Origin of the sequence: Shimia sp. R11_0, assembly GCF_017744035.1 — a bacterium.
In the GTDB taxonomy this organism is placed as follows: Bacteria; Pseudomonadota; Alphaproteobacteria; order Rhodobacterales; family Rhodobacteraceae; genus Shimia; species Shimia marina.
Genome location: NZ_JAGHQY010000003.1, coordinates 175939 through 191021, shown reverse-complemented (window position 1 = coordinate 191021; position 15083 = coordinate 175939). Strand labels below are relative to the sequence as shown.

The window sequence follows — 15083 nt, the reverse complement described above, 5'->3', positions numbered from 1 at the left end:
AATGACCCGCGCACTGCAGCACACAACCTACGGGCGCAACCGTCGGAGTATTGCCGTTGTGCTCCTGTTTGCATTCGGCATTTCGGCGCTTTTGGTAGCAGGGCTGCACTGGGTCATTGTCCTCCTTGTATCTCTCCTCGCGGTGCCGTCTTTGGTAGATGTTCTCTTCAACCCGGTAACGCATTTTTCTATCGACGATGACGGCCTGCATTGGAAAAACGTCACACAAGAGGCGAACATTGCGTTCCATAACATCCGCGCGGTGCAGACCGTCACACGTTTGAACGTAGCTTTTCGCGTGACGCTAGAGATGGGCGATGGCGGAAAAGTACGGATTCCACAGGATGTTTTACCTCCGCGCGTTGATTTTGAAGCGGCGATGGCGGCACATGAGATTCCCGTGATGCACGAGAGACTGAAAATTATCTGACCACAATTTGTGGCTGCATCGACCCAATCGTGACCGCATGATTTCAACTTGGTGCCCTTTTTTAGCCTGAAAGCTCCAACAGAATGGCTGGAGTGACAGGACGGGAGTCGAGATGAAGCTGTTTTCCAGATACCGCACCAAGGCGCCGCACGCGCCTGCTGTGAGCGCAATCGCACCTCCTGCACTGCGCAAACTCGGCAAAGTTTTCTCCCAATCCAGTTCTAGCATTTCCGTAGGCCAGACTTCGGAGGGAAACAAAACCTACCGTGATTTGCTCAGTCGTCTGCAAATTCCGATCAACGCGGAAACGCCCGATCAGATCGAAAGTGCTCAGGTGCGTGACCGCGGCCAATTTTTGGCGCGTCAGGAAAGGTGGGAAGAACTCGAAGACCTGATCCGAACCCATGATCAAAACAGAGCCGCAACTGCGACGGGCACGCCCCTGGCGGAACTCATGTTGTTTGGCGCACGTTCAGATGTCGTACGCGCCGCAGAACATGCCCTTCTCCACGGACGTCCTGCCGAAGACGCCGATTTCTTCGCTGGCATCGAGGCCATGGAATACCTGCTAGAAGAGTACCCAGACAGCTACCCAATTGCCTTGGTGGTCGCGCATATGCACATTGACGTCGGCTGGGCTTGGCGCGGGGCCTCGGCCAAAGAAGATGTGCGTGAAATCAACAGAGAAGCTTTTGAGGCTCACTTTGAGCGAGCCACAAACATCCTGAAAAGATTCTGCCCTAAGGAACATCACTCCCCAGCCCTCTCTGCAGCCCGCTGCGCGCTTTTGCCCGGCGAAGCCCAACCTCTCAACACCCTGTGTCGCGAGTTTGAATCGCTCATTGCGCTGGATCCATTCAATCCACGGCACATGCGCGCGCTTGGCAATTACCTGTTGCCACGCTGGTATGGTGACTTTCCGCAACTGGACCTGCAAGCCCGCCGTATCGCCGCGCAAACATATGATGTCTGGGGCGCTGGTGCCTATGCTTGGGTGTGGTTTGACGCCCTATTGGTCGACCCAAGTGGGTTGGAAACGCTTGAAATCGAGTATTTTGTCGATGGGGTCACCGACGCACTACAGCGCAGCGGGGATCAACATTCCGCCAACCTCATGGCGGCACATCTTTATCGATGCTGGCAACATGCCCGTGCGCAACACAGTGCTGATGGGCTGCGGGCAGATCTGCCTCCCGCATTACGTCAGGGCTTTGAAATGGTGGTTCGAGATCACCTGCGCGAAATTCATCCCCTGATATGGGGCCATGCTGAAATCGGCTTTGAAAATACCTCTCGTGTGATCTCAAAAGAACGCCTTTCAGCAAAAGGGCGCGACATTGCGCTGCAAGCGGTGGCCATGCCGTTCATGAGCGGCCTTCAGGCTGGGCAAACGGTCTATTTCACACCCGAAGGCATTACTCAGGTGAACCCATAGGTCACTGCCCTCTTGCTCCTCATCTCTGGCTGGCCTAGAACGCAGATCAGCCAGATATCTAAGGAGCGTGAGCGATGCTCGACCTGACATATGAGACCCCCAAACCCAAAGTGATCGCGGGTGCCAAACATGACTGGGAATTGGTCATTGGCATGGAGGTCCACGCGCAGGTTTCTTCCAATGCCAAGCTGTTTTCCGGCGCCTCCACCGCTTTTGGTGCCGAACCCAACTCCAACGTGGCCTTCGTAGACAGTGCCATGCCGGGCATGCTGCCTGTGATCAATGAATACTGCGTAGAACAAGCGGTGCGCACTGGGCTTGGGCTGAATGCCGAGATTCACCTGAAATCGGCCTTTGACCGCAAGAACTATTTCTACCCGGATCTGCCGCAGGGCTACCAGATTTCTCAGCTCTATGAACCCATTGTGGGCGAAGGTGAAATCCTTGTGGACATGGGCCCCGGCGTTGCACGCTTGGTGCGTGTTGAACGTATCCATCTTGAGCAGGACGCCGGTAAATCTGTGCACGACATGGATCCGAACATGTCCTTCGTGGACCTGAACCGCACCGGTGTCGCCCTGATGGAAATCGTCAGCCGCCCTGACATCCGCGGCCCCGAAGAGGCCGCCGCATATGTCACCAAACTGCGTCAGATCCTGCGGTATCTGGGCACCTGTGATGGCAACATGCAGAACGGCAACCTGCGTGCGGATGTGAACGTCTCCATCTGCCGTCCGGGCCAGTATGAGAAGTACATGGAAACACAGGACTTCTCGCATCTCGGCACCCGCTGCGAAATTAAGAACATGAACTCCATGCGCTTCATTCAGGCGGCGATCGAATATGAAGCCCGCCGTCAGATCGCGATTGTTGAGGCTGGTGGCACTGTCGATCAGGAGACCCGTCTCTATGATCCAGACAAGAACGAAACCCGTTCCATGCGTTCCAAAGAAGAAGCGCATGACTATCGCTACTTCCCCGATCCCGACCTTCTGCCATTGGAGATCGAACAGGGCTGGGTGGACGATATCGCCAAGACCCTTCCAGAGCTGCCTGATCAGAAAAAAGCACGCTTTATCAAAGACTACGGCGTGACCGAATATGATGCCTCCGTGCTGACGGCTGAGGTTGATCTGGCCGATTACTTTGAAGCCTCCGTTGGCAAAGGGGACGGCAAGAAGACCGCAAACTGGGTGATCAACGAAGTGCTGGGCCGCGCCAACAAAGCCGAAGTTCGCCCGCAAGAGCTGGTCGCGCCGGAAGCCAACGCCGCCATTCTGGCCATGGTCGCCTCTGACGAAATCAGCACCAAGATCGCCAAGGACGTGCTTGAGATCCACATCGAGACCAAAGACGATCCTGCTAAAATCGTTGAAGAAAAAGGCCTCAAGCAGGTGACCGACACCGGCGCAATCGAAGCCGCTCTGGATGAGATCATCGCGGCCAATCCGGCGCAGGTGGAAAAGGCGAAACAGAACCCGAAACTGGCCGGTTGGTTTGTGGGTCAGGTGATGAAAGCCACCGGCGGCAAGGCCAACCCAAAGGCTGTTAACCAATTGGTGGCGCAGAAGCTGAACGGCTAAACGCTGCGTCGGTATCGCAGCCAGAACGCGTCGGTGTAAAAACCGGCGCGTTTTGCGTTTTAAATCGTTAACAGCCCAACAGTGTGCCCCCTGCAACGGCCCATGGCCTCCGCGCCCTTACCGCCGCCTAAGTTGGCCCATTTTCAGAGAGCCTATGGCGTAACGCCAAGATTGCTTCGCGCACAGAGAGCGGCACCAACGCGTCATAAGCATGCACCGCATAAATCGGAACCGGTGCGGGATTGTGGGCAGAGCACACCCTGACCAGTCTCCCGCGTGCGAGGTCTTCGGCAACCGCAAGATCCGGCAGCAAAGCCACGCCCATCCCTTCTCTGGCCATGGCCAGAACCGCGTCGACCGTGTTGCCGCGCAAGTTGGGCACAAATCGCAGATCGCCCCTCATCTCATTGTCGCAGGCAAACGTAACAGTGGCGGGCTCACGCATATGAGCCACATAAGGCAGTTGCTGAATCCAGTCCGTAAACTCTGCTGCTGAGGGCGATGGGCCGGTTTCCAGCAATTCGGGAGCCACACAGAGAGTATCGCACAAGGCGCCCACCCGTTGCACTTTCAGGCTGCTGTCGGGCAGGTCGCCAACAGTCAGTGCCAGATCAATGCCTCCTGCCACCAGATCCAGACGGGCATCATCGGCGATCACACGCGGTTGCAGAGACGAGAACCGCCTGAGCATCTGCGCCAGTGCAGGCGCCACAACCGGCGCGATAAGCGCATGCGGCGCTGTAATCACAAACGGCCCTTTGGGCGTGGCGCCATAGGCCTCCATCTCTGTGCGGGCGCTGTGTGACAAAGCCACAATATCTTTGCATCGCTGATAATAGCGCTCACCAGCGGGCGTCAGAGTGAAACGGCGTGTGGTTCTGATGGCCAGTTTGACGCCGAGTGTATCTTCCAGATGTTTGAGATTTTGACTGACCGCCGATTTTGCCACCCCCAGTGCGTCTGCCGCACCAGTAATTGACCCCGCTTCGACAATGGCAAGAAAGGACATCGGCAGAGGCGACAGCATATCCAATTGTTCTCCAAAACTGAACTTATACTTCGTATTATGCCTGTTTTTCATACCAATCGAAAGATCTAGATCATGGCGCAGAACATGAAGATTGGAGCACCTATCATGAAATTCCTCCCCACCCTCTCGCTTCTGGGCGCTTTGACGATGAGCATCGCAGCACCTGCTTTTGCTCAAGACGCGGAGACCCGTGCCGCAGACGAATTTGCCCTAAGCACCGCCGTGGCCACCGCGAGCCGCGCCTGGCGCGATGCGTTCAATGCCGGAGACGCAGCAGCGGCAGCAGCACTCTATGAGGAAGATGCCATCATGGTGGCCAAACCCTTCGGCACCTTTGAAGGCCGCGACGCCATTCAAGCCTTTTGGCAAAACCTGGTCGACAATGGCTATGACGACATCGTCTATACACAGACCACAACACAGGTAGTGGACCAGTCGCTGAGTGCCGCACAGGTGTCCGCGCAGTGGCGGATGAACAAGGCGCATGGGATTATCACCAATGAACTCTGGGTGATGCAGCCAGATGGCACCGCCTTGCTGCGCGAAGACCACTTCGAAGTCGCTCCGTAAACTTAGCCGCGTCGGGGCAATCCCACACGCGCCAAAAGTAAAAAGGCCCGCAGGAGCAAACCTGCGGGCCTTTTAAAATCACTGATCCTGTATCAGCGTTTTTTCTTTTTGAATTTGAAACCGCCAAACTCTTCATCCAGCAGGTCGCAGGCGTGTTGAACATCGGCCTCGCATGCTTGGGTGAGGTAGACTTCAGCTTGATCTTTGTCTTTGTCCACACCCTCACCAAACAGGTATTGATACCCTGCGGCATAGCAGCCGCGAATATGGCCTTTGTCACAAGACAGTACAAACAGATCCAGCGCTTTGGCATAGTCCTGCTCCACGCCTGCGGCATCCCGATAGAGCCACGCCAGATTGTTGCAGGCCAGCCCATCGTCCTTTTCACATGAGCTTTCATACAGCACATGGGCCTTTTGATGGTCCTGCTCCACGCCTTTCGCATTGGAATAGGCATCTGCCAGATTGGTACAGGCGTAGACATGCCCTTTGTCACAAGCGGTCTGGAAGTAAGTGAAGGCGCGCGACAGATCTTCTTCAACACCGCGTGCGAGACCATAGGCCAATCCTGCATTGTAGCAGCCGACGGTATTGTCGCGCTCACAAGCGATTTCCGAATAATGGGCCGACTTGGCCAAGTCTTCTTCTACACCGATGGCCAAAGCATAGGCACTGCCGAGCTTGCCACACCCAAGCCCAGAGCCAGCTTCGCAGCTGCGTTCAAAATACTTGACCGCCTGTTTGGTATCTTTCGCAGTGACTTCGCCATTTTCAAGCAGGATCCCGGCAAAGGCACAGCTTTTCGCATCAAACCCGTAGCGCCCTTCGCAGGCCTGCATATACATGCTGAGCGCAAGACGACCGTTTTTGATCCCCGCCTCACCATATTCGTAAATCAGACCCAATGCGCGGCAACTGGCCCATTCTTCGCTGTCACAGGCATAGGAATGCAACAGGGCTGCCTGCCTGTCGTCACGCGCAACGCCCTGTCCTTTTTCCGTTAAAAAACCCAGTTTGGAGCAGGCATAAGACATGCCGTCGCCATAACAGGCTCTGTCGTAGAGTTGTGCTGCGACATCATAGGCTTGTGAGACGCCGCGTCCCTCCTCGTGAAGTACGCCCAGATAGGCACAGCCAGCCGCATCACCACCATCACAGGACAGCTGATAAAAATGCGCCGCCTGCGCGTCATCTGCAACAACACCGCGCGCAAGCTCGTGCATGCGTCCAACCGACACACAGGACCAGGTCTCACCGGCCTCACAACCGACAGCATAATATTGCGCGGCGCGTGTGAGATCCACCTCCACTCCGCGGGCGCGTTCATACATATATCCCGCGTCTGCACAGCTTGGCTCAAACCCGGCCTCGCAGGCCTTTACGTAAAGTTCCGCTGCTTTGGTTTCATCCCAGGAAACGCCCTCACCACCATAGTAAAGGTGCCCAAGTTGATAGCAGCTTTCTGCGGTGCCTGCATCGCATGCCTCTGTGAGCGCGACGACCTCTGGCGCAGGGGCTTCGTCCTGTGCAGCCGCCGGCAGAGCCGCCCAAGAGGCTGCCAATGAAATCACGGCAACCGATATGGCAGAGGAAGGTGAAAAGAATAGTGTTTTCATATGAGTACTCCGAATGCACTCAGGCAGTTACGGCAGTTTTACGTGAGTCTCAAGCACGTCGCCCTTGAACTTTGGTCGCCCTGTGGTGACGGCGCAGCTAAGCAAAGCTACCCCAAGGTAACTCCAAGCGTTGTCCCTTTGGATCTCTCTTGAACTCAGAAAGCGGCGTTGCCATAAAAAAGGGCGGCCAACAGGAGTGCCCAATGACATATGACGCCCCTTTTTTATCCAAGCCCATGGCTGTCGAAGCGCAATGGCTTGACTACAATGGGCATTTGAACATGGCGTTTTATAATGTGCTTTTTGATCGCGGCGTGGATCAGGCCTATGCGCCACTGGGTTTGGGGCCAGAGTATCGTGACCGCACCGGGCACACGACATTTTCGGCGGAATTTCATGTCTGCTACATTCGGGAACTCCATTTGGGTGATCAGGTCCGAGCCAGCTTTCAGCTGCTGGATCATGGCCCAAAGAGCTTTCACTTCTATCAAGAACTGCGCCATGTGGACGGCTGGTTGGCCGCAACCGGCGAAGGGATCGGCTTGCACATTGATCAAAGCGGTCCGCGGGTGGCGGCCATGCCAGCGGAAATCCAAGCGCAATTTAACATTATGGCTCAGGCCCATAGCGGCTTGCCGCGCCCAGAGAGGGTGGGACGCCCAATGGGGTTGCGCAAACCACTAGACGCGCTGCCACGCGCATGAGACTGTGCCACGCATGGCGGATTTGATCGATATAATACAAGAGCGCAAAGAATTGCCGCGCTTCTTAGAGCGCGACGGGCTGATTGGCATTGAACTTGGCGTGGCCGGAGGCTGGTATTCCAAGCGCCTGATGGAAACCGGTTTGTTCAAAGAGCTTTATGGGGTGGATCTCTACGGCGATCATCATGACACCGAGGAGTACATAAAAGCCCTTCATAATGTCGGTATGGGAAAACCTTACTGGCTTTTGCGGATGAGCTTTGAAGAGGCTCTAAATGCTTTCCCGGATGAGTATTTTGATTTTGTGTACATCGATGGCTATGCACACACCGGGGAAGAGCGCGGCAAGACCATGTTTGACTGGTTCGCGAAGGTGAAAGTCGGTGGTATGATTGCCGGGCATGACTATCATAAGAAATGGCCACTGGTGCAGATCAGCGTCGACGCTCTGGCGGAGGAATTACAACAGCCTGTGATGCGCACCGCGCTTTCCAAGAAACGGGATCCGCAGGATAAATTCCCCAGTTGGGCCATGTTCAAGGAAGATGCAAAAACACCCGCGTACCCGGATCGATTGCGACAGCTTCCAAAAAAACTGCGTGGATAAAAATGGCGCCCCAACGTATTTGCGCAAGCGATATTTGAAAATGGCGCATGACACGCCGTGGTGCTTTAAAGTCTGGACGAAGAGTTATGACATTTGAATACAAAGTGATCCCCTCCCCCACCCGTGGCTTAAAAGCAAAGGGGGTGAAAGGACCCGATGGGCGGTTTGCCCATGCGCTGGAGCACCAGATGAACATGCTGGCGGCGGAGGGCTGGGAGTTTGTGCGGGCCGAAACATTGCCCAACGAAGAACGCAGCGGGCTCACCGGATCCGCCACCACATATCGCTCCGTGTTGGTCTTTCGTCGCAACAAAACAGATGATGTAGCCGCATTTCACCCGGAGCGCATCCCCGCAACATCGCTTGCTGTGCCCGCTACGCCACCGGTTGTCACTCCTGAGGCAGACATGCCGGTCTCGGAGCAAGAGGCAGATGCGCCTGCTGCAAACGAAGAATATGAAGAAACGTCTGAGGAGGCCTCTGCAACAGAGGTGTCCGCATCCCCCCCGTCGGACCGACCATAGTGCTAGGGCGTGTCAATATCCAAAGCCAATGCATGGATACGGGACAGCACGTCTGCGCCCAGCGCGGCATGTACGGCACGGTGCCGTGTAATCCGGGATTGACCCGCAAAGGCCTTCGCACGAATCCGCACATTGAAATGGCTCTCTCCACCTGACGGCGCACCAGCGTGCCCTGCGTGGCTGGCGCTGTCATCCTGCACATCAAGTTCCACCGGGGAAAAGGCCTCTGCCAACTTTTTGTGAATTTCCTGTGCAACGCTCATTTTTCTGACTCCGACCTCTTCAATCTGGCGCGCTTTAGGGTAAACTCTCTGCTCCGAGTCGAATAGGTGCGTGAATGACAAAATCTGATCCCTTCGGTTTTGATATGTCGGTGAAATCGGCGAAGAAGAAGAACCCGCGCGGGCGCCGCAGCATGACAGGCGCGTCAGAGACCTCTACGCGCGAATGTGAACACCCCGGATGTACCGAGGCCGGCCAATACCGTGCGCCCCGCGCGCCGGATGTGCTGGATGAGTTCAAATGGTTCTGCAAAGACCATGTGAGGGAATATAACCTCAAGTGGAACTTCTTTGACGGCAAGACCGAAGCCGAGTTGAACGCGCAAAACTCCAAAGACAAAGTCTGGGAGCGCGAGACAAAAAAATTCACCGATCCAGAAGCCCGTGCATGGGCCCGTCTGGGCATTGAAGATCCTCATCAGGTTCTGGGGGGCAATGCCACACAGAACCCAGGTAAAAACGGGGGGGCCTCCAAACGCTTGCCACCGACGGAACGTCGTGCCATCGAGATCCTCGAAGCCAAAGATGGGTGGACCAAGGCAGAGGTGCGCAAAGCCTATAAAAAGCTTATCAAGGTTCTGCACCCTGATATGAATGGTGGCGACCGTAGCCAAGAAGAACAGCTGCAAGAGGTGGTTTGGGCCTGGGACCAGATCAAAGAAAGCCGCAACTTCAAGTGATGTCGCGGAGTTAGGGCCGCAATATTGCCCCTGACGCTTTCAGACTGGCAGTAGTAGAAAGGCGCGCGGTTTTGAGTGGACCGCGCGTTTTTGTATTCCGGCACAGGCCGCACTTGATTTGACACGGTAAATCAGCACATTTTGCGCTATGGGTCATGACAGTCCAAAACATCTTGCCGCAATTGTGCGCGACTTTGCCTCTTATCTGATCGCCGAAGGCCATCAGCAGGCGGATGTATTTCAAGGCACCCTTCTTTCTCTGACAGAGATTTCAGAACCAGAAGCCATGGCCCCGATCGCAGACTTGGGCCGTGTTTTTGATAACGGCGCCGCGCTGACCGGTGACGATCTCATCGGCATTCGTTGGGGGCTGAACAGGCGCTTTGTTCAGCTCGGCCTTGTGGGGTATCTCGGACGCTCCTCTATGGATGTCAAAAACATGCTGCTGAACATCGCGCGTTACAGAAAGGTGTTTTCGGAACCGATTGATTTTGACGTAAGCCAATTGGAAATCACCGGCGCCTTTGTGTGGAGCTACAATTTGGCACCGCGCATCGATCTGAGCCATTTTGTTGAAGCCCAGACTGCGCAGGTCATCGGCGGTCTCAACCTTGTGGTGCCACGTCAGTTGAAACCCAAACTGATCGAATTTGAGCATTTCCGCAGCGCGCGCGCCGGTGAAGTCCAGAGTCTCTTTCACTGTCCGGTCAGCTTTGGGCATAAGGCCAATCGCATTGTGTTTCATCAAGCGGACCTTGATCTGCCCCTCAGCACTGCCGACGCGGGATTACAGGCGGTCTTGCAGCGGCACTGTGAATTGGTTTTGGCCAATCGCCCCAAAGATCGCCCCGATATTCAGGTGAAGGTTGAAAAGGCCATTGTCGATCGCATTGCCCAAGGGCAGGCCACCGTGGGCGTCATCGCAAAAGATCTGGGCATGAGCGCCCGAACGCTGGCGCGACGTCTGGGCGACGCCGGCACGACATATCAATCCATTCTCTCCAATTTACGACGCGCATTGGCCGAACGCTACCTCTCTGACCACAGCCTGTCGCAAAGCGAAATTGCTTATATGTTGGGCTACTCTGATGTCAGCTCCTTTGCGACTGCATTTAAACGATGGACCGGTCATTCTCCGGGCGAGCAACGCCACACGCGCTCCTGACGCCAAACAACTTGGCAAATTTCCTCAAAACCTTGGCACGTTTCCCTAAGGGGAGACCGACCAGCGCCCCTATGTCCTTTGCGAAGGCGCGCGACCAATTATACCGCCTTCCACAGGACCGCATTTGAATAGGATTTGGAGGCAACATGAGTCTGGTTGGATTTGTTTTTGTAATTGGCTTTTTTACCGTGATGCTCCGCCAGAGATCGCCCATGCTGCAACCGCTCACAGAAGTGCGCGCGCCATGTAGCGAAAGGGCATAAGGCGGTGAGCAGGATTATTCTAATCGATCCGGACAGGGACTGTCTGAGCCTTTTGCAATCGCAATTGGAAGCGGAGGGACATGTGGTCCGCACACATGTAGATCCGGACACAGCCTTGCCTGATGTGGCGCGTCAGATGCCAGATCTGGTGATCATGGAAACGCGCTTCGCCAAGATGGACGGTCTTGCCGTTTTTGACCGCCTACGGGACGGCTTTCGGGTGCCCGTGATGATCGCAAGCGCAACAAGCAGCGACAGTGAAGAGGCCATGTATCTGCGCCTGGGCGCATCCGACTATCTGGCAAAACCCTTTGCCAGAAAGGTCATGTCCGCCCGCGTTGCTGCGGCGCTGCGGGTGGGGTTTGTCTCCTTGGAGGCCGATGACGCGACGCAGGTTTTGCAGCGCGGTCTGCTCAGGCTCGACAAGCTCAGACATCTTGCCTCCTGGGACGGCAAGGACGTGATGCTGACCGCTTCGGAATTCAATGTCCTGTGGATCATCGCGCAACGCCCCGGACATGTTTTCAGCCGCGCGGCCATTCTGGATCAGGCCCACGGTGGCGATGCGGACGTTACAGACCGCAGCATTGACAGTCAGGTGAAGCGCATTCGCCGCAAGCTGCGCGACGTTGCGCCAGAGTTCAACGCGATCCAGACCCTCTACGGGCTTGGCTATCGCTTTACGGAACCCTCAAGCGAGGTTGCCGCTTAGGCCGCAAGCTCACGGATGGGGCCCTCCCCTTTGCGGGAGGGTCAGGTCTCCCGATGTTTCTGGGCACATCGCCCCCCGCTCAGGTCTTCGGGAGACCTGGCAAATGCCCCAAGCCTATCTGAAACGCATGAAGGGGCCATCCGTCGCCTTCGCTCTCATCACCGGAGGCACAGAAAGTCAATCTGTACCCCCGCATAGGCGCGCGGGTGGGCGATTGACGACAACGCCGCGTCTTTTGCGTGGTTTCGCTTGTGATCTGTTTGGAATTGATGCACCAAAGGCCGGTAGATTTGGGCCGCCCTCATCGCGCGGCTTGTAGAAGGACGATGGACATGGCCAACGGCACTATGGAAAGCAACGCAAAGCCCACCGAAGACATTGATCTGCGTGATGTGTTTGGCATCGACAGCGATATGAAAATCAAAGGTTTTGAAGAGCGCACCGACCGCGTGCCAGAAATCGACCCGACCTATAAATTTGACCCGGAAACCACGCTGGCCATCCTTGCTGGCTTTGGTCACAATCGTCGGGTGATGATTCAGGGCTACCACGGCACCGGTAAATCGACCCACATCGAACAGGTGGCCGCGCGCCTGAACTGGCCCTGTGTGCGCGTCAATCTTGACAGCCACATCAGCCGGATCGACCTGATCGGAAAAGACGCTATCAAACTGCGCGATGGCAAACAGGTGACAGAGTTCCACGAAGGCATTCTGCCTTGGGCGCTGCGTAACCCGACGGCCATTGTGTTTGACGAATATGATGCAGGCCGCGCCGACGTGATGTTTGTCATTCAGCGGGTTCTGGAAACCGATGGTAAGCTGACCCTTCTGGACCAAAACGAAGTGATCACGCCCAACCCCTATTTCCGCCTGTTTGCCACGGCCAACACCGTGGGTCTCGGGGATACCACCGGGCTTTATCACGGCACACAGCAGATCAACCAAGCGCAGATGGACCGCTGGTCTCTGGTGGCGACGCTGAACTACCTCAGCCACGATGCCGAAGCCGCGATTATCCTGTCCAAGGCCCCACATTACAACACCGCGGAAGGCCGTAAAATTGTAAACCAGATGGTGACCGTGGCGGATTTGACCCGGACGGCCTTCATGAACGGCGATCTCTCCACCGTGATGAGCCCACGGACCGTGATCAACTGGGCGGCCAACGCAGAGATCTTCCGCAATGTGGGCTATGCCTTCCGCCTGAGCTTCCTGAACAAATGTGACGAGCTCGAACGCCAGACTGTGGCAGAATTCTACCAGCGCTGCTTTGACGAAGAGCTGCCGGAAAGCGCTGCAAACGTGAGCTTGGGTTAAACAACAGCCTTGTCCGGCGGCAACGCCGGGCAGTGCCCGACCGCCCCCATGGGCGGGCACTTCGTTTTCCGCCCGCGGTCGGGCGCCGCCATCTCATAACAGAAGGCTGGACAAAGACCATTTTGGGCGGGAAACTCATTCTATGGACTGGGTGCGATCATGAAAAAACCAAGCGACAACCCCGCTGATCCGTTCAAGAAGGCCCTGGCTGAGGCCACCAAAGTGATGGCTGACGACCCGGAATTGTCGGTCTCTTACACGGTGGACCCGTCCGGCGTTTCCGGCGATGCAATGCGCCTGCCACAGGTGAGCCGCCGCATGAGCCGCGATGAGGTGCTTTTGGCACGGGGCACAGCAGATGCGCTGGCGCTGCAACGCAAGTATCACGACAATGCAACCCACATGCGCTATGCCCCCGGTCAGGGCATTGCACGTGATCTTTACGAAGCCATGGAAACCGCCCGCTGCGAAGCCATGGGCGCGCGTGACATGCCCGGCACGGCCTCCAACATTGACGTGAAAATCAGCCATGAGGCTGCCGGACGCGGCTATGGGGAGATGACCTCCACAGAGCAGGCGCCCCTTGCGGTGGCAGCAGGCTATCTGATCCGGCATCTGGCCACGGGCCGCGACCTGCCGCCAGCGGCTGCCAATGTGATGAACCTCTGGCGCGGCTACATCGAGCAAAGCGCCGGAGACCACTTGGGGGACCTTCAAGGTCTGCTCGACGATCAGCAGGCCTTTGCGAAATTTGCCCGACAGATCATTGATGATCTGGGCTATGGCGATCAGCTTGGGGACGACCCAGACGATCTTGATGATCAGCAGGACGAGGCCGAGCCTGAGTCCGAAGAACAGGATGATCCCGACAGCAGCGGCGAAGACCAGAGCGAAGAAGAGGACACCGAAGCCAATCCTGAGCAGTCTCAGGAAGAGCAACAGGACATGTCCGAAGCGCAGGTCACCATGGATGACATGGCGGACGACGAGATGTCCGATGAGGCGGAGATGCCCGATGGGGACGCCCCGCTTGATCCTCCGCCCCCTCCCCCCATTTCGGAGGCGGACCCGGACTATGTGGTGTTTGACACCACCAACGACGAAGAAATTGCCGCTGAAGATCTGGCAGAACCTGTAGAGCTGGAACGGCTGCGCGCCTATCTGGACCAGCAACTGGAACCGCTCAAAGGGGCCGTGAGCCGTCTGGCCAACCGCCTGCAACGCCGTCTTCAAGCCCAGCAGAACCGCAGTTGGGAGTTTGATCTTGAGGAAGGCACGCTGGATGCGGGTCGTCTGGCGCGGGTGGTGGCCAACCCCACCACGCCATTGAGCTTCAAGATGGAACACGACACGGAATTCCGTGACACCGTGGTGACGCTGCTTTTGGACAACTCAGGCTCCATGCGTGGCCGTCCGATTTCGATCGCGGCCATCTGTGCCGACGTGCTGGCCCGCACGCTGGAACGCTGCAACGTGAAGGTGGAAATCCTCGGTTTTACAACACGCGCCTGGAAAGGCGGTCTTGCACGCGAGAAATGGCTCAATGACGGGCGCCCGCAACAGCCCGGACGTCTGAATGATCTGCGCCATATCATCTATAAACAGGCGGATGCCCCTTGGCGGCGTGTGCGGCCAAATCTTGGCCTGATGATGAAAGAAGGGCTGCTGAAAGAAAACATCGACGGTGAGGCGCTGGAATGGGCGCACCGCCGCATGATGATGCGGCCCGAACAGCGCAAGATCCTGATGGTGATTTCCGATGGCGCGCCTGTGGATGACAGCACGCTTTCCGTGAACCCCGCCAACTATCTGGAAAAGCACCTGCGGGATGTGATTGCCATGGTGGAAAAGCGCAAGATGGTGGAACTGCTCGCCATCGGTATTGGCCATGATGTGACACGCTACTACGACCGTGCGGTCACAATCACGGATGTGGAACAATTGGCTGGTGCCATGACCGAACAGCTTGCGGCTCTGTTTGACAGCGACCCGCGTGCACGTGCGCGCGTCATGGGCATGCGCAAGGCAGGCTGACATTGACCGGCGAGAGGGGCCAACCCCTCTTGCCTGTGCTTCCCGCGCCCAGCTTATCATCACTTTGGGCGCGTCATCATCAGTGGCGCACCCGCTTTGGCCCTATATTTTCCCCGTTTGAGGAGATTTA

15 protein-coding genes are annotated in these 15083 nt (G+C 56.5%); 12 read left to right on the top strand and 3 right to left on the bottom strand.

The annotated features are described in order from the left end of the window. Position 1 precedes the first annotated feature (1 nt). The 3 genes from J7382_RS07885 (at position 2) to gatB (ending at position 3448) form a co-directional block, all read left to right on the top strand. Entirely contained in the window at positions 2-430 is a 429-nt protein-coding gene (locus tag J7382_RS07885; protein ID WP_209068524.1) for a hypothetical protein, read from the top strand. A 112-nt stretch (positions 431-542) separates the two neighbouring features. Continuing rightward, positions 543-1865, top strand: coding sequence for a hypothetical protein (locus J7382_RS07880; protein ID WP_209068523.1), 1323 nt, complete (start codon positions 543-545; stop codon positions 1863-1865). Positions 1866-1939: 74 nt separating this feature from the next. Beyond that, on the top strand, positions 1940-3448 hold the full coding sequence (gatB, locus tag J7382_RS07875) for an Asp-tRNA(Asn)/Glu-tRNA(Gln) amidotransferase subunit GatB (protein ID WP_209068522.1): 1509 nt from the start codon (positions 1940-1942) through the stop codon (positions 3446-3448). Between the two features lie 127 nt (positions 3449-3575). Here the strand turns inward: gatB and J7382_RS07870 are convergent, their stop codons facing one another. Further along, on the bottom strand, positions 3576-4475 hold the full coding sequence (locus tag J7382_RS07870) for a LysR family transcriptional regulator (protein ID WP_209068521.1): 900 nt from the start codon (positions 4473-4475) through the stop codon (positions 3576-3578). Between the two features lie 108 nt (positions 4476-4583). On the opposite strand from J7382_RS07870, the gene J7382_RS07865 reads away from it, so the two are divergent. After that, positions 4584-5048 carry a nuclear transport factor 2 family protein gene (locus J7382_RS07865; RefSeq protein ID WP_209068520.1) on the top strand — a complete coding sequence of 155 codons (465 nt, stop codon included), beginning with the start codon at positions 4584-4586 and terminating at the stop codon, positions 5046-5048. A gap of 92 nt (positions 5049-5140) precedes the next feature. On the opposite strand, the gene J7382_RS07860 is transcribed toward J7382_RS07865, so the two are convergent. Further along, the gene (locus tag J7382_RS07860; RefSeq protein WP_209068519.1) at positions 5141-6664 is read right to left on the bottom strand and encodes a tetratricopeptide repeat protein; all 1524 of its coding nucleotides are present in this window, start codon (positions 6662-6664) and stop codon (positions 5141-5143) included. A gap of 203 nt (positions 6665-6867) precedes the next feature. Here J7382_RS07860 and J7382_RS07855 point away from each other — a divergent pair, with 203 nt between their 5' ends. The 3 genes from J7382_RS07855 (at position 6868) to J7382_RS07845 (ending at position 8499) form a co-directional block, all read left to right on the top strand. Continuing rightward, on the top strand, positions 6868-7368 hold the full coding sequence (locus tag J7382_RS07855; RefSeq protein ID WP_209068518.1) for a thioesterase family protein: 501 nt from the start codon (positions 6868-6870) through the stop codon (positions 7366-7368). A gap of 13 nt (positions 7369-7381) precedes the next feature. Beyond that, positions 7382-7975 (top strand): class I SAM-dependent methyltransferase, encoded by a 594-nt coding sequence (locus J7382_RS07850; RefSeq protein ID WP_209068517.1) that lies wholly within the window; start codon positions 7382-7384, stop codon positions 7973-7975. 86 nt (positions 7976-8061) lie between these two features. Continuing rightward, a complete protein-coding gene (locus J7382_RS07845) occupies positions 8062-8499 on the top strand; it encodes a DUF4177 domain-containing protein (RefSeq protein WP_247744905.1) in 438 nt (145 codons plus the stop codon). 2 nt (positions 8500-8501) lie between these two features. Here J7382_RS07845 and J7382_RS07840 read toward each other — a convergent pair whose 3' ends face one another. Continuing rightward, the gene (locus J7382_RS07840; RefSeq protein ID WP_209068515.1) at positions 8502-8762 is read right to left on the bottom strand and encodes a BolA family protein; all 261 of its coding nucleotides are present in this window, start codon (positions 8760-8762) and stop codon (positions 8502-8504) included. Between the two features lie 74 nt (positions 8763-8836). Between J7382_RS07840 and J7382_RS07835 the strand changes: the two genes are divergently transcribed. The 5 genes from J7382_RS07835 (at position 8837) to cobT (ending at position 14953) form a co-directional block, all read left to right on the top strand. Further along, the gene (locus J7382_RS07835) at positions 8837-9460 is read left to right on the top strand and encodes a J domain-containing protein (RefSeq protein ID WP_209068514.1); all 624 of its coding nucleotides are present in this window, start codon (positions 8837-8839) and stop codon (positions 9458-9460) included. Between the two features lie 148 nt (positions 9461-9608). Next, positions 9609-10625: an AraC family transcriptional regulator gene (locus tag J7382_RS07830; protein ID WP_209068513.1), complete on the top strand. Its 1017-nt coding sequence runs from the start codon at positions 9609-9611 to the stop codon at positions 10623-10625. Positions 10626-10892: 267 nt separating this feature from the next. After that, complete coding sequence (locus J7382_RS20220; protein ID WP_209068512.1) at positions 10893-11600, top strand: response regulator transcription factor; 708 nt, start codon at positions 10893-10895, stop codon at positions 11598-11600. A gap of 332 nt (positions 11601-11932) precedes the next feature. Then, on the top strand, positions 11933-12919 hold the full coding sequence (gene cobS, locus J7382_RS07820; RefSeq protein WP_058240246.1) for a cobaltochelatase subunit CobS: 987 nt from the start codon (positions 11933-11935) through the stop codon (positions 12917-12919). 159 nt (positions 12920-13078) lie between these two features. Continuing rightward, the gene (gene cobT, locus J7382_RS07815) at positions 13079-14953 is read left to right on the top strand and encodes a cobaltochelatase subunit CobT (protein ID WP_209068511.1); all 1875 of its coding nucleotides are present in this window, start codon (positions 13079-13081) and stop codon (positions 14951-14953) included. The last annotated feature ends 130 nt before the right edge of the window (positions 14954-15083 follow it).

Bases quoted from the DNA above. Each gene is read 5' to 3' on its own strand.
- J7382_RS07830 (WP_209068513.1), top strand. From the start codon at position 9,609: ATGGGTCATGACAGTCCAAAACATCTTGCCGCAATTGTGCGCGACTTT.
- J7382_RS07870 (WP_209068521.1), bottom strand. From the start codon at position 4,475: ATGCTGTCGCCTCTGCCGATGTCCTTTCTTGCCATTGTCGAAGCGGGG.
- cobT (WP_209068511.1), top strand. From the start codon at position 13,079: ATGAAAAAACCAAGCGACAACCCCGCTGATCCGTTCAAGAAGGCCCTG.
- J7382_RS07885 (WP_209068524.1), top strand. From the start codon at position 2: ATGACCCGCGCACTGCAGCACACAACCTACGGGCGCAACCGTCGGAGT.
- J7382_RS07860 (WP_209068519.1), bottom strand. From the start codon at position 6,664: ATGAAAACACTATTCTTTTCACCTTCCTCTGCCATATCGGTTGCCGTG.
- J7382_RS07835 (WP_209068514.1), top strand. From the start codon at position 8,837: ATGACAAAATCTGATCCCTTCGGTTTTGATATGTCGGTGAAATCGGCG.
- gatB (WP_209068522.1), top strand. From the start codon at position 1,940: ATGCTCGACCTGACATATGAGACCCCCAAACCCAAAGTGATCGCGGGT.
- J7382_RS07845 (WP_247744905.1), top strand. From the start codon at position 8,062: ATGACATTTGAATACAAAGTGATCCCCTCCCCCACCCGTGGCTTAAAA.
- J7382_RS07880 (WP_209068523.1), top strand. From the start codon at position 543: ATGAAGCTGTTTTCCAGATACCGCACCAAGGCGCCGCACGCGCCTGCT.
- J7382_RS07840 (WP_209068515.1), bottom strand. From the start codon at position 8,762: ATGAGCGTTGCACAGGAAATTCACAAAAAGTTGGCAGAGGCCTTTTCC.
- J7382_RS07850 (WP_209068517.1), top strand. From the start codon at position 7,382: ATGGCGGATTTGATCGATATAATACAAGAGCGCAAAGAATTGCCGCGC.
- cobS (WP_058240246.1), top strand. From the start codon at position 11,933: ATGGCCAACGGCACTATGGAAAGCAACGCAAAGCCCACCGAAGACATT.
- J7382_RS07865 (WP_209068520.1), top strand. From the start codon at position 4,584: ATGAAATTCCTCCCCACCCTCTCGCTTCTGGGCGCTTTGACGATGAGC.
- J7382_RS07855 (WP_209068518.1), top strand. From the start codon at position 6,868: ATGACATATGACGCCCCTTTTTTATCCAAGCCCATGGCTGTCGAAGCG.